The 23,083-nt window shown below is 48.6% G+C and carries 20 protein-coding genes; 13 read left to right on the top strand and 7 right to left on the bottom strand.

Going from position 1 to position 23,083, the window contains the following annotated elements:
- Nucleotides 1-8: 8 nt before the first annotated feature.
- On the bottom strand, nucleotides 9-1,118 hold the full coding sequence (locus Pan161_RS02370) for a DUF4912 domain-containing protein (RefSeq protein ID WP_145223998.1): 1,110 nt from the start codon (nucleotides 1,116-1,118) through the stop codon (nucleotides 9-11).
- Nucleotides 1,119-2,043: 925 nt separating this feature from the next.
- Here Pan161_RS02370 and Pan161_RS02365 point away from each other — a divergent pair.
- From Pan161_RS02365 to Pan161_RS02310, 12 genes are all read left to right on the top strand, one after another.
- The gene (locus tag Pan161_RS02365) at nucleotides 2,044-2,328 is read left to right on the top strand and encodes an AtpZ/AtpI family protein (protein ID WP_145223997.1); all 285 of its coding nucleotides are present in this window, start codon (nucleotides 2,044-2,046) and stop codon (nucleotides 2,326-2,328) included.
- 546 nt (nucleotides 2,329-2,874) lie between these two features.
- Entirely contained in the window at nucleotides 2,875-3,738 is an 864-nt protein-coding gene (atpB, locus tag Pan161_RS02360) for a F0F1 ATP synthase subunit A (RefSeq protein ID WP_145223996.1), read from the top strand.
- Nucleotides 3,739-3,821: 83 nt separating this feature from the next.
- Complete coding sequence (locus Pan161_RS02355) at nucleotides 3,822-4,106, top strand: ATP synthase F0 subunit C (RefSeq protein WP_002643745.1); 285 nt, start codon at nucleotides 3,822-3,824, stop codon at nucleotides 4,104-4,106.
- Between the two features lie 140 nt (nucleotides 4,107-4,246).
- Nucleotides 4,247-4,837 (top strand): F0F1 ATP synthase subunit B, encoded by a 591-nt coding sequence (gene atpF / locus Pan161_RS02350; protein WP_197995661.1) that lies wholly within the window; start codon nucleotides 4,247-4,249, stop codon nucleotides 4,835-4,837.
- Nucleotides 4,838-4,907: 70 nt separating this feature from the next.
- Complete coding sequence (gene atpH, locus Pan161_RS02345) at nucleotides 4,908-5,561, top strand: ATP synthase F1 subunit delta (protein ID WP_145223994.1); 654 nt, start codon at nucleotides 4,908-4,910, stop codon at nucleotides 5,559-5,561.
- On the top strand, nucleotides 5,512-7,029 hold the full coding sequence (gene atpA, locus Pan161_RS02340; protein WP_145223993.1) for a F0F1 ATP synthase subunit alpha: 1,518 nt from the start codon (nucleotides 5,512-5,514) through the stop codon (nucleotides 7,027-7,029). Before atpH ends, atpA begins: the two co-directional genes overlap by 50 nt.
- Nucleotides 7,030-7,083: 54 nt before the next feature.
- Nucleotides 7,084-7,959 carry an ATP synthase F1 subunit gamma gene (atpG, locus tag Pan161_RS02335; RefSeq protein ID WP_145223992.1) on the top strand — a complete coding sequence of 292 codons (876 nt, stop codon included), beginning with the start codon at nucleotides 7,084-7,086 and terminating at the stop codon, nucleotides 7,957-7,959.
- 74 nt (nucleotides 7,960-8,033) lie between these two features.
- Nucleotides 8,034-9,485: a F0F1 ATP synthase subunit beta gene (atpD, locus tag Pan161_RS02330; protein WP_145223991.1), complete on the top strand. Its 1,452-nt coding sequence runs from the start codon at nucleotides 8,034-8,036 to the stop codon at nucleotides 9,483-9,485.
- A gap of 100 nt (nucleotides 9,486-9,585) precedes the next feature.
- A complete protein-coding gene (locus tag Pan161_RS02325; RefSeq protein ID WP_145223990.1) occupies nucleotides 9,586-9,987 on the top strand; it encodes a FoF1 ATP synthase subunit delta/epsilon in 402 nt (133 codons plus the stop codon).
- Between the two features lie 106 nt (nucleotides 9,988-10,093).
- The gene (locus Pan161_RS02320) at nucleotides 10,094-10,294 is read left to right on the top strand and encodes a hypothetical protein (protein WP_145223989.1); all 201 of its coding nucleotides are present in this window, start codon (nucleotides 10,094-10,096) and stop codon (nucleotides 10,292-10,294) included.
- A 385-nt stretch (nucleotides 10,295-10,679) separates the two neighbouring features.
- Nucleotides 10,680-11,054, top strand: coding sequence for a hypothetical protein (locus Pan161_RS02315; protein ID WP_232103594.1), 375 nt, complete (start codon nucleotides 10,680-10,682; stop codon nucleotides 11,052-11,054).
- Between the two features lie 77 nt (nucleotides 11,055-11,131).
- The gene (locus Pan161_RS02310; protein ID WP_145223987.1) at nucleotides 11,132-12,241 is read left to right on the top strand and encodes a hypothetical protein; all 1,110 of its coding nucleotides are present in this window, start codon (nucleotides 11,132-11,134) and stop codon (nucleotides 12,239-12,241) included.
- 87 nt (nucleotides 12,242-12,328) lie between these two features.
- Here Pan161_RS02310 and Pan161_RS02305 read toward each other — a convergent pair whose 3' ends face one another.
- The 5 genes from Pan161_RS02305 to hpnH form a co-directional block, all read right to left on the bottom strand.
- A complete protein-coding gene (locus Pan161_RS02305) occupies nucleotides 12,329-13,702 on the bottom strand; it encodes a DUF1501 domain-containing protein (RefSeq protein WP_145223986.1) in 1,374 nt (457 codons plus the stop codon).
- Nucleotides 13,703-14,260: 558 nt separating this feature from the next.
- On the bottom strand, nucleotides 14,261-17,080 hold the full coding sequence (locus Pan161_RS02300; RefSeq protein ID WP_145223985.1) for a M56 family metallopeptidase: 2,820 nt from the start codon (nucleotides 17,078-17,080) through the stop codon (nucleotides 14,261-14,263).
- A complete protein-coding gene (locus tag Pan161_RS02295; RefSeq protein ID WP_145223984.1) occupies nucleotides 17,080-17,478 on the bottom strand; it encodes a BlaI/MecI/CopY family transcriptional regulator in 399 nt (132 codons plus the stop codon). Before Pan161_RS02295 ends, Pan161_RS02300 begins: the two co-directional genes overlap by 1 nt.
- A 142-nt stretch (nucleotides 17,479-17,620) precedes the next feature.
- Complete coding sequence (locus tag Pan161_RS02290) at nucleotides 17,621-19,291, bottom strand: DUF1559 domain-containing protein (RefSeq protein ID WP_145223983.1); 1,671 nt, start codon at nucleotides 19,289-19,291, stop codon at nucleotides 17,621-17,623.
- 251 nt (nucleotides 19,292-19,542) lie between these two features.
- Complete coding sequence (gene hpnH / locus Pan161_RS02285) at nucleotides 19,543-20,703, bottom strand: adenosyl-hopene transferase HpnH (protein ID WP_232103593.1); 1,161 nt, start codon at nucleotides 20,701-20,703, stop codon at nucleotides 19,543-19,545.
- A 138-nt stretch (nucleotides 20,704-20,841) separates the two neighbouring features.
- On the opposite strand from hpnH, the gene Pan161_RS02280 reads away from it, so the two are divergent.
- Entirely contained in the window at nucleotides 20,842-22,032 is a 1,191-nt protein-coding gene (locus tag Pan161_RS02280; RefSeq protein WP_145223981.1) for a mandelate racemase/muconate lactonizing enzyme family protein, read from the top strand.
- A gap of 7 nt (nucleotides 22,033-22,039) precedes the next feature.
- Here Pan161_RS02280 and Pan161_RS02275 read toward each other — a convergent pair whose 3' ends face one another.
- Nucleotides 22,040-22,903, bottom strand: a complete 864-nt coding sequence (locus tag Pan161_RS02275) for a hypothetical protein (protein ID WP_145223980.1) — start codon at nucleotides 22,901-22,903, stop codon at nucleotides 22,040-22,042.
- Between the last annotated feature and the right edge of the window lie 180 nt (nucleotides 22,904-23,083).

Genomic DNA, 23,083 nt, shown 5'->3' with positions numbered 1-23,083 from the left:
CGAATTCGTTACTCGTCCAGTTGAACTGGCTCGAGATCTTTCGTGTTCCGTTCAATTGCCAGCACAATCGTCTGCTGACGACGTTTATTGGAGGATGTATTCACTGCCGGGATCACCTGTCTGCCGTTGGGCAGACTCAATCTCAGAGCGAAGCGTCCTTCTTTGCTGACCGGGATCTTTTCGCCCAGCAGAGTGACTTCTGCCTGTGGGTCTGAAGTTCCGTGAATCAACAGCTCCGTTTCAACGTGAAACTCTTTTTTGGCTTTCTTACTCTTCGATCCGTTTGAATCACCATTCGAATCCAGTGATAATGGCAGAGACAGTCGAGAAATCGGAGTACCACTATTCTCATTTCGGGAAGTGTACCGGCGAGAACGTGTGGCAGAATAATTACTGTCGAGAGCGCGTTTGGTTTTACTTCCTTTTTCGCAGACTTCAGGCATCGGTGGAGTCAGCTTATGTGAGTAAACCAGGCCGAAGAATTTATTCTGAGGCGTCACGAAGCCCAGTTGCAGTTTGTAAGAACGAGCCGGCTGGTCGATCTGAACATACCATAAGCCGGAGTCGATTCTGATCTCGACATCTTTGACATAAGCTTTACTGGTGCGACTATTTTCATTCGTAGTGATATCATACACACGAATCACAGGGACCGCCTGATACCAGTAGGCACCCAATGCTGCTTTCGCCCGGTCAAGACTTCCCTGGGTAATCGTCCAGTTGGCCAGTAACCAGTGAGAATCTTTCACTTGAGCGTTGAGTTTTGTTTCAACCGACTCGGATGTCGGATGCATTTTTTCGCTATGAGAAGCGTGCCCGTTCGATTTGAGCAGTTTTTGAATGCGGGCCTGATGCTCTGAAGGAGTCTGGCTGGATGCACTTTGAGAAGGGAAAGCAGGAACAGAAGCAGGTCTGGGAGCTTCAACAGGTGGGGACTTTTGTGTTGTAGTCGTTGTTTTGCGTTTCGGTTTTGGTTTCGCCATCTTGATCTTGGCAATGGCCTTCACCAACTCCTGCTTTCGCATGCCATGCCAACCGGCAATACCATGAGATTTTGCAGTGGCTGCTAAATCACGACGAGTTTGACTCTCGAGGGACTTTAGAATCGTTGGGGACATTAGGAATGACTCCCAAATATCAACTAAAACACTGGTCGGCGTCTTAATTTTGCTTTAGTCATCCATGACACTCAGGTTCAAGTTTTAGCACATCTGCCCCGTTTCAGCACACTCAGCAAATCGCCTGAGATGAAAAGTCCTTTATTTCGGACGACCGTAATGTGATGAACAATATGTAAACGTCAAATCTAAATTTCGACCAGGACGCTACTCTCCTCAGAACAGAAAGCCACTAAGTAGTTATTCTCATTTTCAGGAACCATAACCAGTTACATAAAACCTGTTACAGTAACCCTTGTGCCACAACAATGGACGTTCAAACAGGTCGAAAAATCAGTTTAACAATCTAAAAGCCAATTTTTCAGGCGGTTGTCTGCCCCAGATTCACTGTCAACCACGACAGGCTGACGTATGAATCATTATTGAAACATGGGTCTACTTTTAACACGAGACAATACAAAAAGCAACTATCGGAGTATTCTGATTTATGAAGAATCATCCCGTGCAACACCGTATCACTCTACTATCATAGAAGTTATAAATTTAGTCTAGTCAAAATTTCATAGAGATCACTTCCAGCGAATCTCCCTCTGCACAAGTTGCCCTTCCGGCGTTTACAAGTTGATGAGATAACAAACGTCAGGCGTATTTACATGAATAAATTTGAATACTGCGGGAGATGCCTCAGGCGACACCAGTTACTTTGACCTTTAAGTCTGATTTTGATTCCTATGGCTAATAGCTGCTGATCGGCGGCAATGTCAATATTGAGAAAAATAGTTTTCGAATAATTACACCAGTGAGTTCTTTGACTATCCGGGACATTGCCTTTAGAGTCTGTTTCTAATCTGTCTGCTTGACTTGAGCTGACAGCCAGTTCTGTAACGTTTTTCGCGTTAATGCTTCATTTCTGAAAGCAGCTACCATGCCGCGACCAGATCGGGAGACTCGCTCGTCATTAGCGGAAGCCCATCAGTGGGTCAGTAAATTGACGTCAGTGAGTCTTGAGATGGCGCTGCCTGCTTTTCTGGGACATTGGCTCGATGGAAAATGGGGTACATCTCCATGGCTGACAGCAGTAGGTGCCCTGCTCGGTTTTGCAACCGGCATGACACATTTACTGCATATGGCTAAAGAAGCAGAGCGTAAAGAACGAAAGAGTAAAGATCGATCAAAGGGTGAATCCGATGAAGCGATCACCCATAACTGATTACGATAACTGTGGACGACCGACTCCTGTCAAATTACAGTTCTCACTGGATGGTCACTAAATCGCAACAATATTAACTCGTCAAATGCAATCAACGCCAGATACGCCAACCAGAAACCCGCTCAAGCAGTGCAGCATTCTGACTTTCAGCCTGCTGGGCTTATATGCCCTTCTGTGTGTGCCCGCATATATGTTTGTGGGTCTCCGTGCCGTTGAAGGTTTGACATACGCTGTTGTTTTATGTCTTGTCCCCGGAATGCTGGTGTTTCTCATCTCGGGTTTTCTTTATCGCGATGCCGCACCCGTCACTGTAATGGGTGTTTCCACACTGGTCCGATTAATGATCGTGGGCATCGGTACGTTAGTGATAATCAAGCTGCGAACTGATTTTGGATCCGCAGAGTTTTTGAATTTCCTGATTTGGTTACTGATTTGTTACTTTGCTTCTCTATTGGTTGAAACCTTGTTGATCATTCGGTAACCTGCCGAAGCTGTTTCTAGTTAACGATGTTTTGATCAGAAATAATTTTGAATCGAGCTTAAACAATGGCCGCCGGTCACGATGATAAATTCCATCACGTTCGCGACATTTCGCACTTCGAACTCCCCTGGGAAATGCATATTGATTTGCCCCAGATCTTCGGATTGCAGCTCACAAAATTTATGCTCTTGCAGTTAGTTGCTGTTGTATTCCTGTTCTTAGTATTCCGCGGCCTGGCAAAACGTGCTGCGGGAGGACAGGTAGTAACAGGACGCTGGTGGAACTTCTGGGAATCGATTGTCATCTACATGCGGGATGAAGTCGTGCGACCTACCATCGGCGAAGGACATCATGATGACGATCACGGGCATGGACATCATCACCATGGCCCGAAAGTAGGTCACCCTGCTGATAAATATTTGCCTTTTGTGCTCTCCTGTTTCTTCTATGTGCTCATCTGCAACCTGCTGGGGGTATTTCCCTGGCTGGGTTCTGCGACGGGTGAATTGAATGTGACGATGGCATTGGCGTTTACCACATTCTGTGCAGTGGTTATCTATGGTTCCCGGGAACAGGGGCCGGTTCGCTTCTGGTTGTCGCTGGCTCCCTCAATGGAATTACCCATTGGCTTAAAAGTGATACTCCTGCCAATGATCTGGGTGATTGAGTTGGCCGGCTTTCTAATCAAACATGCCGTATTGGCAATTCGATTATTTGCCAACATTATGGCTGGTCATACAGTGATTGCTGTCTTTCTGGGTTTTATTGCCATGACCGCTGATACCGGCATGTGGGCAATTGTGATGCCTTCCAGCATCATCGCTCAGATTTTAGTTGGTCTGCTGGAACTGTTTGTTGCCTTCCTGCAGGCATATGTTTTTGCGTTTCTTGCAACTCTGTTTATTGGTGCTGCTGTCAATCCTCACTAGAGGATCAGCTCTCCTGGTAACAGACTTGCTTAGTATATTTCGTTTGAGTGTTCCTCGTTGAGAAAGGTCAGGGGATAAAAACAATGATCCAGGCTTTACGGATTATGTACATGACATGTGTTGTTGTATTGGCCACAGCTGTTCCTGCAATGGCGCAAGAAGCTGGTGGCGGAATTTCACTGGGGGCTCTCGGTGCAGGCATTACCATTATCGGTGCTGGATTCGGCATTGGTAAAATCGGTGCTTCTGCTGTAGAAGCAATTGCTCGCCAGCCAGAAGCTGGTGGTAAAATTCAGACTGCAATGATTATTGCGGCAGCGTTGATCGAAGGTGCTACATTCTTCGCACTTATCATCTGCATGTCTTAATTGTACTTTAAACAGTATTACGAACTTACAGGACAAGCCGCACTCTTTGTGAGCGTGCGAGTTCTCAACTGTTACTTTCGACTTCAATGTGAGAAATTCTGATCATGTTAAAAAGTCTTTTTACAAGCCGGTGTCTTATCATGCTGATGATTGTCAGTGGCGTGATTCTGGGCAGTGGATTGCTTGGCTTAGATGCATCGTTGTATGCGGCTGAAGGAGCTGAGCATCCATCAGGACCACCTCTGCACTGGAAAACGGACTTGGCGCTGTGGTCACTCATCGTGTTTGTTGTCTTCATCTTTGTTCTCAGGGCATTTGCCTGGGGACCTCTGATTCAGGCGTTGGACGAACGGGAATTACGAGTGATCACTGCTATCAATACGGCAGAATCCAAGCAGAAAGAGTCGGAAGAACTAGTTAAAGAACATGCACGTAAAATCGAGGCGGCGCAGGATGAGATCCAGGCAATGATGGTCGAAGCTCGATCTGACGCAGATCGCATCAAGCAGGACGTTCTCGAACAGGCTCGTCAGGAAGCGGAGTCCATCAAAACTCATGCTGTTGACGAAATTGAACGAGCACGTGAACTGGCTTTGAAAGATCTGTTCGACCAGATGAATGGACGTGTGATTGATGCCACAGAGCAGGTCCTCGGACGTGCCCTGAATGAATCAGATCGTGATCGGCTGATTAACGAGGCACTGTCTCAGATTTCCGGCAGTTCTAACTGATCTGCAGTAATAACGACATATTCAAACACAGTTGTTTTGTTTGAATTAATTTATCCTTTAGTTGTGAGTTATGATCCGCGTGAACGATCAGAAAAAAGTAAAAGCTCATATTCCCAGTGTAATGGAAGACCCCAGTGCAATTTCGATTGCGAAGGTGTATGCCAAAGCATTTCTGGGAACGATTCAGGAGTCTGATAAAGATTCAGCGATCGAAGAGGTTTCTGAATTTCTGAACGCGGTGACCACTCAGTTTCCGGACTTCGGACAGATCCTGACATCACATTCTTTGAATAAAGATGAACGGTTAAGTCTGATTGATCGTGCGATTGCCCCGCATGCTTCTGAACTGTTGACGAATTTCCTCAGAGTTCTGGCCCGGCATGACCGGCTGGAACTGTTTGAGCAGATCATGTCTCAGGTGATTAAGCTGCGTGATACCGAATCTGGTAAAAAAATGGTAATTGTTCGCTCTGCTTTTGAACTGACGGATGAAACATTAACGAGTATTAAACAACGCTTGAGTGACACACTGGGTTTTTCTCCAGTATTACAAACATCTATAGACCAGTCTGTTATCGGTGGTCTGGTGATTCAGGTTGATGACACAGTATATGATGGTTCTCTTCGTACGCGTCTCAAACAGTTACGCGGGCGGTTGAGCAATAGGAGCATTCATGAAATTCAAAGCGGACGAGATCGCTTCAGTTATCCAGAAGGAAATTGAAGACTTTCGCGGCGAAATTGAGACCAGTGAAGTAGGACGAGTCCTGGAAGTGGGCGATGGTATCGCACGCGTTTACGGGCTTTCATCTGCGATGTCTGGTGAAATGGTAGAGTTTTCGAATGGGGTGCGTGGCCAGGTCTTCAACCTCGAAGAAAACTCAGTTGGTATTATTATCTTTGGTGATTATCTGGCAATCGCTGAAGGTGATGAAGTTCGCAGTACAGGCACCCTGCTTTCCATCCCCGTTGGTGATGAACTGCTGGGTCGGGTCGTTGATCCATTGGGAATTCCACTTGATGGAAAAGGACCCATTGTGGCAACGGAATCCCGCCCACTGGAATTCGCAGCCCCTGGTGTTGCTGCCAGACAACCTGTGAAGCAGCCCATGGCTACCGGGATCAAGGCGATTGACGCCATGACACCCGTCGGTCGAGGTCAACGTGAGTTGATTATTGGTGACCGTAAAACAGGGAAAACCGCCATTGCCATCGATACCATTCTGAACCAGAAAGGTAAAGATGTCATCTGCGTTTACGTTGGCTGTGGTCAGCGTGCTGCGACAATCGCTGGCATTGTTAATCAGTTGCAGGAACACGGCGCAATGGATTATACCGTTGTCGTCAGTGCCTCTTCCAGTGACCCTGCTCCTTTGCAGTACATCGCCCCTTATGCTGGTGCTGCGATTGCAGAACACTATATGTATCAGGGTAAACATACTCTGGTTGTGTATGACGACCTGTCCAAACAGGCCCAGGCATACCGCCAGCTGTCACTGCTGATGCGACGTCCTCCCGGACGTGAAGCTTATCCTGGTGACGTATTCTACTGTCACAGCCGTCTGCTGGAACGTTCTGCTCGACTGAGTGACGAACTGGGCGGTGGTTCTATGACGGCCCTGCCCATCATCGAAACCCTGGAAGGGGAAGTTTCTGCTTACATTCCGACCAATGTGATTTCGATTACAGACGGTCAGATTTATCTGGAACCAGACCTGTTCTTCGCCGGGATTCGTCCTGCGATTAACGTGGGGATCAGTGTTTCCCGCGTGGGTGGTAACGCTCAGACTAAGGCAACAAAAAGTGTGTCCGGTAGTCTGCGTCTGGACCTGGCTGCTTTCCGTGAACTGGAAGCATTCGCTCAGATGGGTACTGAACTGGATAAAGCAACCCAGGCACAACTGGATCGTGGATATCGTATGGTTGAACTGCTGAAACAGCCGCAGTTCAATCCCATGTCGATGGCCGATCAGGTTGTCAGTCTGTATGCTGGTACTAAAGGATTCTTCGATACTGTACCTATCAACCAGGTACCGCAAGCTGAATCAGAAATGCTACAGTTTATCCATGATCAGTATCCGGAAATCACTGATAAGATCACTGAGACAGGTAAATTGGAAGACGACACGATCGAACAGTTGAAAACGGTATTGAAGACTTTCGTAGAACAGTTTCTGCGTAAAAATTCCTAATCAACTTTCGAATTCATTGTTTGAACAGATAATCTAAAACGGGTTCAGAATCAAATGGCCAAAGCACGTGCCATCGTTAAACGATTAAAAGCGGTAAAAAACATCCGTAAGATCACACGGACCATGGAATTGATCGCCACCGCGCGATTCAAAAAAGCCATGGACCGTGCGTCGGAGGCTGCTGCTTACACCAAAAAGATTTCTGAGCTTGTTTCAGATTTGTCTCAGGCAAATCTGGAGTTTCATCATCCACTGCTGGAAAAACATGAGACAGAAAAAAACACTGTTCTGCTTGTGTTAACTTCGAATCGTGGTTTGTGTGGCGGTTATAACTCAGGCGTATTAAAGGCGGCTTTAAAACGCTATAATGAACTGACTGCCGCTGGTCAAAATGTGAGACTGGAAATATCCGGTAAGCGGGGAATCAGTTTCCTGAAGTTTCAGGGGATTGAGCCTTCCCACTCCTACACTCACTTCGAAGACCGTCCAACTTTCGAAGAAGTCGATGAACTTGCCAGTCGATATATTACCCAATATATTGAAGGCAAGATTGATCGATTGGACGTCGCGTATACGGAATTCATTTCGTCTTCCCGACAGCAGCCTGCCGTGCACTCCCTGCTGCCAATTGGGGTACTGGATACTGCAGCAGAGACTCCAGCAACTCAAAAATATGACTACGAATTTCTGCCCTCCGCCCAGGAAATCCTGGAAGAGATTGTCCCGACGGCATTTAAAGCACGCTTGTTTAAATGCTTCCTGGATGCAGCAGTCAGCGAACAGATTGCCCGTATGGTGGCGATGAAAGGAGCAACAGAGAACGCCAACGAAATGGTCGGCTCACTCTCAGCTCAATACAACCGGGCACGACAGTCACAGATCACCTCGGAAATCCTCGAAATTATTGGTGGTGCCGCTGCCCTGGAGTAATTTCCGTCATGCCTTACGTGGGCACTTTATGGTTTTTTACAGATTGATCAATATCAGAAAGCAGAGACATATCAATGGCGACAACCGAAGCCAGCACAACACAGACCGTTGGCAAAATCACTCAAATTATTGGCTCGACATTTGATGCTGAATTTCCGGAGAATCAGCTGCCGGAAATCTACAACGCTTTGACTGTGAAGACAAGCAACAAAGGTGTTGAGATCAATGTTACTGGGGAAGTTCAGCAGCACCTGGGTGGTGGGCGTGTCCGGTGCGTGGCCTTGGCATCGACTGATGGTATGGTCCGCGGCATGGACGTCATCGACACAGGATCTCCTGTATCGGTTCCTGTCGGTAAAGGAACTCTGGGACGCGTCTTCAACCTGCTGGGTGACCCTGTTGATGGTCGCGGTGAAGTTTCAACAGACGAGCGCTGGCCCATTCACCGTAAGCCACCATTGCTGGAAAACCTGAGTGCGAAAACTGAACTCTTCGAAACCGGGATTAAAGTGGTTGACCTGCTGACACCATTCGTTCGCGGTGGTAAAGCCGGTCTGTTCGGGGGAGCTGGACTGGGTAAGACCGTGATTCTGACCGAGTTAATCGCCCGTATCGCCAGTGCACACGGGGGTTACTCTGTATTCGCTGGGGTGGGTGAGCGTACCCGTGAAGGAAACGACCTCTGGCTCGAAATGCAGGAAACTAAAATCGGTCAGACTGACCGGTCCGTGATTGAACAGACCTGTATGGTGTTCGGTCAGATGAACGAGCCACCAGGAGCTCGTCTGCGTGTCGCGCTGTCCGCTTTAACCATGGCGGAATGGTTCCGTGATACAACCGGTACTGACACCCTGCTCTTTGTCGACAACATCTTCCGGTTCTCACAGGCTGGTAGTGAAGTGTCTGCGTTACTGGGACGTATGCCTTCTGCTGTGGGATATCAGCCTACACTGGGTACCGAACTGGGTGAACTCCAGGAGCGTATTACTTCAACCAAGAATGGGGCGATCACCAGTGTGCAGGCTGTGTATGTACCTGCAGACGACCCGACCGACCCTGCTCCGGCAACCGCATTCTCCCACCTGGACGCGTTCATTTATCTGGAACGAAAGATTTCAGAAAAAGGGATTTACCCGGCGATCGATCCACTGGCTTCCTCCAGTCGTATTCTCGACCCGCAATATGTGGGTGAGCGTCATTACCGGGTAGCACGCGAAGTTCAGCAGACTTTACAGCGTTACCGCGAACTGCAGGACATCATCGCGATTCTCGGTGTTGATGAATTGAGCGAAGAAGACAAGCTGATCGTGCATCGTGCCCGTCGTATCGAACGCTTCCTGTCACAACCATTCCTCGTGGCGGAAGTCTTCACTGGTAAAGCTGGTAAAATCACACCACTGGAAGACACCATCCGCAGCTTTGAAGAAATCTGTGCCGGTAAGTGGGACCATCTTCCTGAATCGGCATTTATGTATGTTGGTTCTGTTGAAGAAGCCGAAGAACAAGCCAAGAGAATGGCTGAATAGTTTTCGATTATATAGTTACTCGACATCTCTGTGGCTGTGAATATTTCTTCCGGCTACAGGTTTTATCTGCAATCCTGTTTTAGATGTGGTTAGAGCACCAATGGCTCAAGATTTTCGCCTGTTGTTAGTCACTCCGGAAACGACTCTGCTGGATCAACCGATTCAGAGTTTGCGCTGTACCCTGTTCGACGGACAAATCGGAATTCTACCCGGTCGCATGCCTATGGTGGGGCGTCTGGGATATGGTGAACTTTCCTTCGAGTCGATCGATGGTTCAGAAAGCAGATACTTTGTCGATGGTGGCTTTCTTCAAGTACAAGGCACTGTCATTTCAGTACTTACAGAACAGGCGGTCCCCGTCAGCGAACTGGATGCAGCTGAGGCTGAAAAACTACTTGAAGAAGCATTGAACCGAACTGCCGTGGGTGACGATCAATGCAATACTCGTGAAAAAGATCAAACCCGGGCTCGCGCCATGCTGGCCCTGGCTCATCAGAAATAAACGATTTGAGATCATAAGACTCACCTTGATCTGCAACGTTGAATCTAATAAATAAGCTGGAATTGCCTCGCGCGTTTCAGCTTATTTTTGTATCTGGAGTCACAGGATGACGGATCAAAGCCCCACGCCTCATCAGCCTCGCCCCTCTGTAGGCGTGCACTTCAAATGCTGCAATGTCTATGTCAATATTTTCCAGAATCATGCGGGGACTGCCTATGCGGGCCATTGCCCCCGTTGTGCTGCTCAGATTGAAATCCCCATCGTAGAACAGGGGGGCTCTTCAACCCGATTCTTTACAGGTTCCTGAATCACATTGCCTTTAACAATCACTTCTCTCCATCTGATACACGCGCTCCCAAAGGCCTTGAAGATGCTACTGTAAGACGGGACAACCCTAAACCTCTACCTGTCATGCCTTTATCACCCATGAATATTTTGAATATGACCGTGGGAAATGTACCATTCTCTTCAGAATCACCTTGAGGTAATTTCGAGATTACTCTAGGATTCGCCGTGTGTACAAAATCATTCGGTGTGTAATAGAAATGTGATCTGAATCTACAGGATAAGCATTTTAAATGGACTATCATTTAAAACCATTAGGTAAATCCTGCTCATCAACTGGCAAAGACTTTGTTCCTGGTGAACAGGTTCATTCTGTCATTATCGAAAAAAATGGACAATTGGTGAGGATGGATTTTTCAGAAGCAGCCTGGACAGGTCCGCCGGAAGGATCGGTCGGGGAATGGAAACTACAGGTCCCTGAAGCAGTGGCTGCTGGCCCTAAAAAAATTGACCCCGATGCTTTGATGCAGTATTTCGAGCAACTCTATGAAACTCCCAATCAAGTACAGGAAAAATTTCTTTACGTTCTCGCTTTATTTCTAGTTCAGAAACGACGATTAAAGCTGGAAGGCTCTCGATCGGAAGACCAGACATCATATCTGCAACTTTCAGGGACTCATGGCGAAGGAAACTTTGATATCCGGGACCAGGATCTCGAAGAAGCCGAGATTGAAGCATTACAACAACAACTGAATACACAATTTCTCGAAGAGTGGGAATAAGGGGTACGCCCCGCTGTTGGATTAAACATATGTCAGATGTTCAAGGAAGAACAGAAGTCAGCAGGTCTCCGCACCCGATGCGCACTCCCTTTCTGGCCACAAAGATGGTATTCCTGCTCTGCATTATCATGTTCCTCCCCGCTTGTGCTTCCGTGCGAACTTTCCTGCCTCAGCAGGCTCCTGTTTGTGTATTACCTCCCAACGCTTCTTACACTCAAATCGTAAATCATTTGAATAACCAGACGGCGGGCGTTTATGGCTGGCAGTCTTCTTCTGTCAAAATCAAAGCGCGTCAAAAAGGCGGGCTGCCGATGCCGGCGTTAAATGCCATGTTGATCGTCGAACAGCCCAAACGCTTCCGTTTACGGGCCAGTTCTCCGCTGGGAGCAGAAGTCGATTTTGGCTCGAATCACGAACGCTTTTGGTTCTGGGTCAAACGCAACGACCCCAAACAGGTCTTCACACTCAGGCACGATCACTATGAGTCGATGGGGTCCCAGCTGAATATCCCTTTCGAGCCTGACTGGTTACTCGAAGCATTGCGTGTTGTGCCCTTGAATGAAAAAGAACTCTCCATCCAGAAAGAGGGCCAGAATTCACCGAATGTCAAACTGATTTCAGATCGCCTGTTACCCAATGGGAAACTCGTTCAGAAAATCCTGGTGGTCAATCTCTGTACTGGCTACATCATTGAACAGTCCCTGTATGACAGCCAGGGACAGCGTATTGCCACTGCCACCTTCGGTGAATATCGAAATTGCAGTAATACCAATGCCATCCTGCCACACGTCATTAAACTCGACTGGCCTCAAACCGGAATCGTGTTGACGATGACGATGGCTAATATCGACGTCAATCCTGCCAACGTTCCCAGTGAAGTCTGGGAAGTACCACAATATCCAGGCTACCCGGTTCTGGATCTGGGAGCACATCTGCCGTCACAGCAGGCGTCCCTGCAAGAGACGCGTCCCATGCGAATTGATTCGCGGATTGCAGAACGGGCAGAACCCAACTGGTCTGTGCCTGCAGAATCGGTGCCGCAATGGAAACCAGCAAACGTCGGATTCGAAGATGCAGAAACATTTCCAGTAAACGATTCGACTCCCCTGCCCGACCAGAACCCTTTCCGACCTCCCACTTCCTTTGATGAAGAATCAGAGGAAGCACCGGGACGCGTTAAGCTCTAAGAGCACATCGCCTTTACCAGTAGCGTCTCAATCTAATCTACTCAGTCCAAATGGACCTGGAGACGCTACACTGAAACGGGATACAGGTTAAATCACTTCCCGCATCGGTTCGATTCCCTGGTCCACCAGATACTGAGGCGTACCGCTGGTATCAAAAATTCGTGTTCCATTCAGATCCAGGCCTGCTTTCTGATACAGAGTGGCAAAAACTTCCTGGAATTTAACGGGACGATCGCTTGCAAATTCGCCTTTCCGGTTGGTTTTACCGATGACCTGCCCGGTTCGCATACCGCCTCCGGCCAGCATGGCACAAGAGACTTTAGGCCAGTGATCGCGGCTGTTATTCTGATTAATCTTGGGAGTCCGTCCAAACTCACCCCAGACCACGACCGACACATTTTTATCGAGACCCCGCTCATGCAGGTCAGTTACCAGAGCAGACAGACCCTGATCCAATAATGGAAACTCCTCGCGCGATTTAGGGAAGTTCATTCCATCCGGACCATGCCAGTCCCAGCGGCTGTAATTCAATGAGACAAATCGCGCCCCTGCTTCAACCAGACGGCGAGCCAGGCAGAAGTTCTCAATCATGGGTGGTGCACCGTCGCGCTGGAATGTTTCAATACTCTTACCATAGCGGGCCAGTATTTGAGGATCTTCTTTCGAAAGATCCAGTGCGTCAGCCAGTCTGGACGTGGTCAGAATATTCATGGCCTGTTCCGAATAGACATCCATGCTCTCCATCAGACCTGAAGTATCAGCTTCGCGGCGAAACGTGTCAAACGCCTGCTGTAATTTGACGCGGTCACGCAGCCGTTCAAGTGTGATGCCCTGCAAAACCATATTCTCAGGCGAACTGCGGGCCTTGCGACCTACGAGATTGAATGGGGAATGCTGAACCCCCAGAAAGCCTCCCGTGCCGGGTTCACCCCAGGTCCCGTTTCCTGTCTTATACATCAAGGCAACATTCGCGGGCACGGCAGAATTGACGGGTCCCTGTAGCTTGGAAACAAAAGCGCCTGCTGCCGGCCACCCGCCAGGAGGCTGACGACTACCAAATTTGCGGCCTGTCATACATTGGTAAGCATCATGCCTGCCATCTGCGTCTGAAATTGATCGGACAGGGATAAACTTATCCATCATCGTGGCCATGCGCGGGAACAGCTCACAAATTTCGATGCCGGGTACATTCGTTTTGATCGGGCTGAATTCTCCCCGAATTTCCTTCGGGGCGTCCGGCTTAGGGTCCCACAAATCAATATGCGACGGCCCGCCGGGCAGATAGATATTGATGATGGCTTTGTGGTTACTGCCAGACTGGCTCTCGGTTTCCGCTCTCAGCACATCGGGCAGCGAAATTCCGCCCAACGCCATACCACCAATTTTCAAGAAACTGCGGCGGGAGACGCCATCACAAAATTGCCCGTTTTTACGGGTCGGTTTGCCAAGAATCGTCAGCATAGTATCTCTTCCCTGGGAACTCTGATCCGCAGCACCATCGAATCAATATAAACTATGATTGATATGATAGCGGAGCTGCCCCAGCGAAGCAAACCGAAAACCTGTCTTTTAAGACACGTGAATACTTGCCACATCCTGTTCCTGATTTTCAGCTTGAAGCGTTGACGCATTTGCTTATCCTGCTAATTATGCGTCGCGCGCGTAGTCGGTTTTTCCGGCAACTGATAAATTGTTCTCACTGTTGAGACATACCCTATAGAAACTACTGGATTTCAATACTTTCATCTCGAGCATACCGCATCTGCTACTTCTCGTTCACCAATTTCTTATGCGTGTCAAACGCTATGGAACAGAGACAGGAACTCAAACACCGCATCTTTCTGCTTCCACTACTCATTTTTGCGACACAAATGGACATAACCGGATCGTGCCTGCCATCAAGAGAACTACATAATTCAGTCGGCTTATCAGCTTTGACTTCCACAAAAGAATTGAACGTCTAAAGCATATTCAAACCAGCCTGAAGGGATAGTTCATTCTCTTCAGTAGCAACTGAAGTCAGGGAAATTCTACAACATTGCCATCGTTGATCAGCAACAGGTTTTTCAATGTCTTCGGATCGATCTGATCCGGCAAAAAACGCACTGCACCGTCACAGAGTCCGACATTGAAGCCCCCCGCATAAAATCCACCGAGTTCCGGTAGTTTTTCTCCATCGAAGGAGATATCTTCCGGTTTCGTCCAGGGAATCTCGCGTCTGGCTTCGACGATCGCAATCGTGTTGGATGTTCCATCTGTGATACCCCTCAATCTGACACCTGCAACTGGCTCTTGTTTTCCTTCTGGACGGCTATTAAAGCCGATCTCCCCGTCTAAACCGCTGCTTATTCCAAACTCTCCACCTAGTGCACCAGCAGCATTACGGGTCGGTTTGGCAAATACAGTATTGGGCCCCACGACTGCCAGGTAGGAAGTATAATACCCGGGTCGGTTCTCATTCGGATTTTTAAACACAGTCGGCATTTTCTCTAACACTTTTTTGTTGTGTTCACTGTCCCAGGGCTCGTCAAGCCGATACTCCTTGTAGAGTTCATTCTCGTCCAGGTAAGGCAGCAGCGCCACACGCCAGTTGTGAGGAGTTTTGCCATCAGGTCCCATCACGACGGCGGGGGGGAAATGATGGTGTTTGTCATGATAGAGATGCATAGCATAAACCAAACGTTTCAGTTTGCGCATTGATTCCAGTCGTAGTGCCGCCTGGCGAGCTTCGATCATCGCCGGCACAAAGATCGCAGTGCTCTCAGTCAATACACTCAGATCCGACATAGACGCTGTCAGGCTGACATTTTCATTCATCTGCTCGAACTGGATTGAATTGACCAGTTGAAGAGCTAATTTTACGAGGGGAAGCTTCACAAGTTGCTCCCTCTGTTTTTGCAGGAGAATCTGCTGTTCATGCTGCTGCAACAAGTTGGCCCCCAGGATATGTGCAGCATCCAGAGTTTTGAGGATCTGTTTGCCGTCCTGTTGCTGATAGAGGGTTGCCTGCAGCGAGGTCTTGTCACTGACATTAGCCCCCAGAGTGATCACATCTGTATTCTCCCAAACCGGTGCAAGGGAAGCTTTCCAGACTGATTCATTAAAGTCCACCTTCCACTGGTTTTTCCAGACCAGTTCCCGCAGATGCCGCAGGTTGAACAGTGCTGCGATAGAATTCTTCTCAATCGGCTTCCATTGCTCTGCCCAGCGTCCCGATTGTTCGTTCTTGCGTACATCCAGAATCTGCCGCAGAATTTTCTCGTTTTCAGTATGAAGCATCTCGCGTTTGTTAAGTATCGCCAATCGGGCACCTGAGTTGATTTTGTCTTGCAGGTAGTGGACTCCATCACGAGAGGATAGTTTTCCGCCACTAAAATCTACTGCCACCTGCTTCAGATCGACATCCTTTGTCGTCTCAATCACAGTCGCATAGTTCAAAAGCTGACTGTGAGGTATTCCCGGTTCGGGAGCCAGAAAGATCACGGTTAATGTTTTGATTTCTGTAAGTGGTATCCTCAGTGGATAGAGACGGGAATTTTCTTTTTCTGCCTGCAACATCAGAGCCTTGGCATATTGCAGCGCCTGCTGCGACAGCAGTTCGGCCGGTCGGAGCGCCAGTACCCCCAGCGCATCATTCGGGACGGCGTTGATCTTGAACGCTTCATGCTGACCTCGCAGGCTTTGATTCAAATTATCAGGCCCTTCCGCAGGCTGTGCGAAGGACTTTGCTGCGGTCTGTTGTGCCAGACTACTCTGCTGTCCCCTAAATCCTGCCGCCAGGAGACCGGTTGCCAGCATGGAACAGATTACCATCGCACGCACCGGGTGTGAGATGACTGTTTTCAGTGATCGCTTCTGTTTGAGCATCTCGATTCTCCTCATAAATGTGGAATGAGTGGGTAGAAAGGCACGTGCCGGACCTGTGAGACGATGGGGTGTCTGAGAGACGGCCATCTCTGCCAGGACGACCAGATACGGGCCGGCACCACCACTGGTTTCCGCTGCTGCCTCATCAGCCGTCAGTTCCTGCTCCAGGCGTAATCGCGAGACAAGCCAGTGAATCAGCGGGTGATAAAAATAGAGCGACCGGCTGAGTTCTGCCCCCAGGATCGTCAGGTAATCGTTCTGTTCGATATGTGCTAACTCATGCGCTAAGACCGCGCGGAGTTGTTCCTGACTCCATTGGTGCCAGGCTGTCGGCAGAAGAATCTTCGGTCGCCACCAGCCGATCACTGCTGCTGTCGTCAGCTGACCATGTTCCAGTAACCTTAAAGGGCGCGTCAGCTGTTGTTCCGCTGCCAGAATATCAAGTGTTTCTTCAGCAGTAGAACCATTCAGAGAATTCGACTGACGAACCATGTGTTTTACTGACACAAAACCGATGAGGAAGCGGATTATCGCGATCAGAAATCCACCTGCAAACAGCCAGCCCACCAGACCGGCCGGGGTGGGTATCGAATTTGTCTGATTGATCGCTGGTTCCTGCTTTAAACCTTTCAGGAAACCGTCCCAGACAGTTCCCCACTCCGACTCCAGGCGGGGTCTTTCCATGAACGGAGATTTCGCTTCCTGAGTAGAAGTTTTAGGGGGCGAAGATGTCTGGTTTATATGTTCTGTTTTCTCAACGATCGTTTTTGTATTCCAGTCTGCCTGCCAGCGCGGCCAGGGGCTGAATGCAAGTAGTGCCAGCAGCAGTGTCATTCCGATCGAACTGGACAGGACAAAGGATCGCGTACGGGGGCCAAAATGCTTTGTGCTCGAGTAGACGATGATGGTCGCTATCGCCACAATTGTCACCTGAAGCCCCAACCAGAGCAGACTGATTCCGAATGTGTGCATCAGGACTTCTCCTTCAGAATTTCCTTGATTTTCTCAAGCTCGTGAGGTTTCAGCTCTCGTTCTTCAAGTAATCGCAGCAGCAATTTTTCATGCGAGCCCCCAAATACTTTCTGAATCATCTCCCCCAACATGCTGCCGGATACGTCATCAAACGACCGGATCGAACAATACAAAAAAGGCCGTTCCTCATTTGTCTGCTTCAAAAAAGCTTTCTCTACCAGGATACGTACCAGAGTCGCCACTGTGGTATAGGCCAGCTCTCTACCTGCCCGTTCTAAAGCATCGCGCACTTCCGTCACGGTTAATTCGATCTGTTTATCTGAGGCACTCCGTTCCCAGAATACATGCATGATTTCTAATTCACGTGCCGTGAGTTCTTTCGCTTTCGGTCTGGCCATCTCCGGCTCCTTGAAGAAACTCTGCTCTGATTTTATATTTGGTTATTTAGATTTGGTTTTATAGTAATGCAATAAGTAAGGATGTCAACTTGAATCTGAAAATTATTTATTTGCAAAGCATTCAGGACGGCATGGCAGGTGATCAAGGCTTACCATCGTTGAAGATCAGTAGACCTTTGAGTGTCTCTGGATCAATCCGGCTGGAAATGAAATGGACGGAGCCGTCACAGAGACCTGTGTGATATCCTCCGTCATGAAATCCGCCGAAGTCAGGCATCTTTTTGCCATCAAAAGCAATGTCCTCGGGTTTTGTCCAGGGAATATCGCGATTGGCTTCCACAATGGCAATGATTTTGGAAGTCCCATCCGTCATTGCCGAAAAAGGGACGCCCTCTTTCGTGCCAAAAGGAGTATTCGTTCCGACCACTACGAAGTAAGAAGCATTTGCCGGGTTCTCTGAATTCGGATTGTGATATGTGGGAATCAGGGTTTCCGCAATTTTTTTATTGTGTTCGCTGTCCCAGGGCTCATTCATTTTATAGGAATCATACAATTCCTGCTGGTCTAGAAATGGCAATAGTTCGACTCGCCAGCTGTGCGGTGTTTTTCCATCGGGCCCCAGCACAACAGCCGGTGGAAAGTGCTTGTGAACCTGATGATAATTATGCAGAGCCAGCATGATCTGCTTGATATTGTTCTTGGATAGCGAACGCCGTGCCGCTTCCCGTGCCTGCTTAATTCCCGGCACCAGACTGGCAAGGAGCCTGGTACTTTCATTGTCATTCAGCGAAGTTGCTAATGTGATCTGACCTGCATTCTGTGTTACCCGGGCAGCCTGCAATGCAGATTCAATGACTTTCATTTTTTCCAGATCGTCTTTTTGAACGCGCTGGGGATTTTGCCTGGCAGTTTCCTGTATTTGGGCGAACATGTTTTGTCCCAGTGACAGGATCCCTTCCAGCGCCTGTTTGATCTGCCCACTATTTTCCTTCTGTTCAAAAATCAATTTGACTGAAAGTTCGCGATCCAGTTTCAGACTGAAAAAAGCGACATCAGTATTATCCCAGAGGGGAGAGAGTACCGGCCAGAATGGCAATTTTTCAGCAAGCGTAAGAACCTGTTGACCGATGACAAGTTCGCGGAAAATCCGTATATCGATGGCAGCGGCAACAGAGGATTGTCCCACAGCTTGTAGACGTTTACTCCAGGATTTCTCGTCCATGCTTTCCAGCTGGTCGATGATCTGCATGACCGTACTGACATGGTCTGAAACGATTATGGTTTTTTCATCTAGAAAACATATACTATCACTATTGATAGCCCCTGTTGTCAGAACCTGCTTGCCTTTGTAGTCAGCTGCTTTCAGCTCAAGCTTGCTGAACTTTGCTTTCACCTGCTTGCGATCAATCACCCTGTCCGATTTGATCACACTCACATACTTGACGAAGGGAGTCACCTGGCCCCCCGTATCTGAGGGCAGATAGATCAGTACAATGCTTTCCAGCTGAGTGGGGTCGATCCCCAATAAGTCCATTTTTCGAGGTTGCTTCTTTTCCTGCTGAATCAGTTCCCGAACCGGCTGCATTGCTTTTTCTGCCAGAATTTGTTTAGGACGAACGGCAATCACTCCGAATGCCACATCAGGAACCGAACTGAATGGGAACGCCGGCAATATAGTTTGCCCCTTGGCGTCTGGCTTTGCATTGTCCTGAGCAAGAGAGGGGCGTCCACTATAGACAACAGCTAAAAAAAAGGTCGCAAAGAGAAGACATCGAGAAAGAGTACGCCAGCCATAGTTTGTATTGAAACGCATTGAAAACTCCGGACGATAAACCGGTCGAGGCTGTGATTCGAATTCAATTACAGCCAGACTCTTAAGATTGAAAGAGACCACCGATCAGCCTGTAACAGCCGACCTGAGCGTCAGACACACTGATTATTCAAAGATTGTGCAACAGTGTATAGTGGTAGTCGCCGGTACCGCGAAAGTCAAGCACGATCCGAGAGAGCGAGGCTCACAGCATTCACGAACTCTGAGCATAGTGGCGGTTCTATCGAAACAACTCAATTCGAGAGATTCAATGCCTCTACTTCTTCGTCAGAGGATTCTTCGGCGAGTGTTGGCAGTTGAAACAGTTCCCTGTCACTGATCGTATAATGCGGTGCGCCAACGCTTTCGTTTGCAGGGGCAGGCAGAGGTTTGTCTGCTTTTCTTGAACCAAACAGAGTGAGTGAAGCCACTTTCAGGAAACCTTTCCAGGATGAGAAAGTCTGATCGACGGCCGTTGGTTCGTGGCCACAGTGGACCATGCAGTCGCGGCATTTCGGGTTGCCGCTCTTTTTCCCGTACTGTTCCCAGCGGGTAGAAGACATCAGCTCCGCAAAGGTTTCGGCATAGCCTTCTTCCAGCAGATAACAGGGTTTCTGCCAGCCGAAGATGTTATAAGTGGGATTACCCCAGGGAGTACATTCCAGCTCCCAGTTGCCTTTCAAGAACTCCAGAAACAGCGGAGAATGATTGAATTTCCAGGCTTTTTTCGGGGCAGACAGGATCTCGCGGAACTTCTGAATGGTCTGATTCCGCTTCAGGAAATGCTCCTGATCAGGGGCTTTCTCGTACTGATATCCGGGTGAAAGCATCATACTTTCAATACCCAGTTCGGCCAGTTCATCAAACATCTGACGGACCCTCTCTGGTTCGGCATTCTCAAACAGAGTGGAGTTTGTCGTCACGCGATGCCCCGCTTTGACTGCTGCTTTGATCGCGCTGATCGCCTTGTCATAGATCCCATCCCGGCAGACTGCTGCATCGTGGTCTTCGCGAATGCCATCCAGGTGAATCGAAAACGTAAGATATTTTGAGGGGGGATAGTTCTCTAAATGTTTTTCCAGTAAGATCGCGTTGGTACACAGATAAATGAATTTTTTTCGCTGAACCAGCCCTGCCACAATTTCCGGCATCTGGGGGTGCAACAAGGGCTCGCCGCCGGGGATGGAAACAATGGGTGCCCCACACTCGTCAACCGCTTCAAAACACCGTTCGGGGCTCAGGTTCTGTTTCAGAATATGCGAAGGAAACTGGATCTTTCCGCAGCCGGCACAGGCCAGGTTACAACGGAATAAAGGTTCCAGCATCAGCACCAGTGGATAGCGTTCGACACCTTTAATACGTTGTGTCAGTACATACTTAGCTACAGTCCACATTTGAGAAAGGGGAACACCCACGATCGCCTCCATGTTGCGAATAATTCGAAATCCATTCAGAATACGGCAATCCTAGTGCTTTCTGAAATTCCTGTCACCCCCAATTTGTACCTATGTCTCAATAGAGTATAGAGTTAATGAAGGTTTAACGCCGACCTCATGAGAATCACCCGACTTGACGCATATCAGATTGCTGTCCCCTTGCGGCGAAAAATCAGCCATGCCTCGTTCAGTCGATCGGAATCTACCTCGATCATCGTGAAATGTGAGCTGGAAGACGGAACCACAGGCTGGGGAGAATCGGTTCCCCGTCCTTACGTCACTGGAGAGTCAGCGGAAACCGTACTGGCGCAATATGAGGCGACTGATTTTCGGTCTCTCGTCGAGCACAATCTGGAAACGATCGAAAATGTCGTACAAATCTGCTCTGATTTAAAGTTGGCCGGACTAACTGAAGCACCAGTTGAATACCAGGAACGAGGCTGCTTCGGCAATGCAGCCCGTTGTGCGATTGAACTCAGTCTGCTGGACGCCACAGCACGTCAATGGAACATGTCGCTTTCAGAGTTAATACCGTTACTTCCAGGTGCCGCGGAACTGAGTGAATCTCAAAAAAGTGTGCAATACAGTGCTGTCCTTACGTCAATGAAACCGGTAAAACAGACCGTCCTGGCATTGCTCTACCGCCTGACAGGATTTCAAAACTGCAAAGTCAAAGTGGGACTGCCTGACATCGATGATTTTGCCCTGCTTCGAAAAATCAGAAGGCTCACGGGACGAAAGATGGGGTTACGCCTTGACGCCAATGAGGCCTGGTCGCGACATTTTCTGGAAGAACATACTTCTGAAATCAATGCGTTGGGGATTCAATCGATTGAACAGCCGGTATCTCATAAAGATCTCGAGACACTCCACCAAATACGAGGACAACTCGCAACACAGATCATGCTCGATGAATCGCTGTGTTCTGATCGGGACGCTGAATTGGCGATAGCAGAAGGCTATTGTGATGCCTTCAATCTCCGCATCTCGAAGCTGGGAGGTTTGATTCCTACAGTAAAACTGGCTCAAATGGCTCGGCAGGCGGGCATCCGGTTTCAACTGGGATGTCAGGTTGGAGAAACGGGAATCCTTTCCGCAGCAGGCCGACACTTTGCGACTTCCATTCAAGGGATTGATTTTCTGGAAGGCAGTTTTGATCGCTATCTGTTAAAACAGAATATCATCCTGGAAGACCTTTCGTTTCAGTGGGGAGGTCAAGCTCCTGCACTAAACGGGCCGGGACTTGGTATCACGGTCGATAAGCAATTAATTCTAGGGCTGAAAGAACGGGAGATGACTCTGATCTGAATTCCGATCAGGGTATCAGGAAGATCAGACCCGTCACGGTCAGACTCTCAAACAAGACACCACGTGCACTGAAGGGTAACCGTTCCACCTGATAGGGAGGACAATTTCCGGGCCGTTCGTAGCCCAGGTCATATTCACACTCATGAATCGGATTAGCGCCGATCATGTAAGGTAAAGCCGGGACGCGCCCGAAAAATCGACCTGCAGATATAAATGGCTGAATCGCTGGTCCGTAATTGTATCCATAGCGTTCCAGATACGGCTCTTCAAAATACAGCGGATTACAGGGAATCGCCGGGGCTTCCCACTCTTTGGTAGTCAGAGACCAGTCACGAGTCGTCCCCATGACAACCTGTTCAACGGGAATCTTTTCCAGTTGCGCGCCTGCTGTATTTACAGGTAATTCACCAGTGGATGGTTTCGTGTTTAACGTTAATTCTGTGAGAGGTTTCAGTCCCAGTTCGACCAGATGTGGTGAATTGGTTTTCTGTTTCATCTGTTTTGTTTCAGGAATAGCGGCCCCTGATTCGGGAGCGGGTGGAACAGACGGTAAGGTCATCGGTTTTGGGGCCAGAATAAACTGGATTTCTGGTACTTCCAGAACCGGTTTTTGAGCTTCAACCGGTTCCTCAATCAATTCAAGTCGAGCGTCTACCAGCTCTATCGACTGAAACTGAGAGCTTTCATCAAATTCGAGATCTGGAACGACTGGCTGATCTGTCTGAATCGTCGTACCTGATACTTTCTGATTACGCCGGTTGGTCGTAAAACCATATTTATTAAAACCCGTAACCCTGAAACTGTCAGAATTTACGTCGTCGATCGTCTTTTGAGGTGTATCTTGGCTTCTGGCTTCCATTGCTTTGGCCATGGCGGTGTACTTGCTGTGATCAAATTCAGGTGCTACTGAGAAATGGGCACCTTGATTCACAGCACAGCCACTGATTACCAGGCAGCATACGCAAGTCAAAATAATTGGATGATAAGATAGCAACCTCATTGAATCAGGCGCTCCACATGAAAGTATGCTGTTTTAGGCTGAAAACAACAG

This window comes from Gimesia algae, assembly GCF_007746795.1.
GTDB classification, from domain to species: Bacteria; Planctomycetota; Planctomycetia; order Planctomycetales; family Planctomycetaceae; genus Gimesia; species Gimesia algae.
The sequence above is the reverse complement of the archived record's forward strand: the minus strand, read 5'-3'. Positions and strand labels throughout refer to the sequence as shown.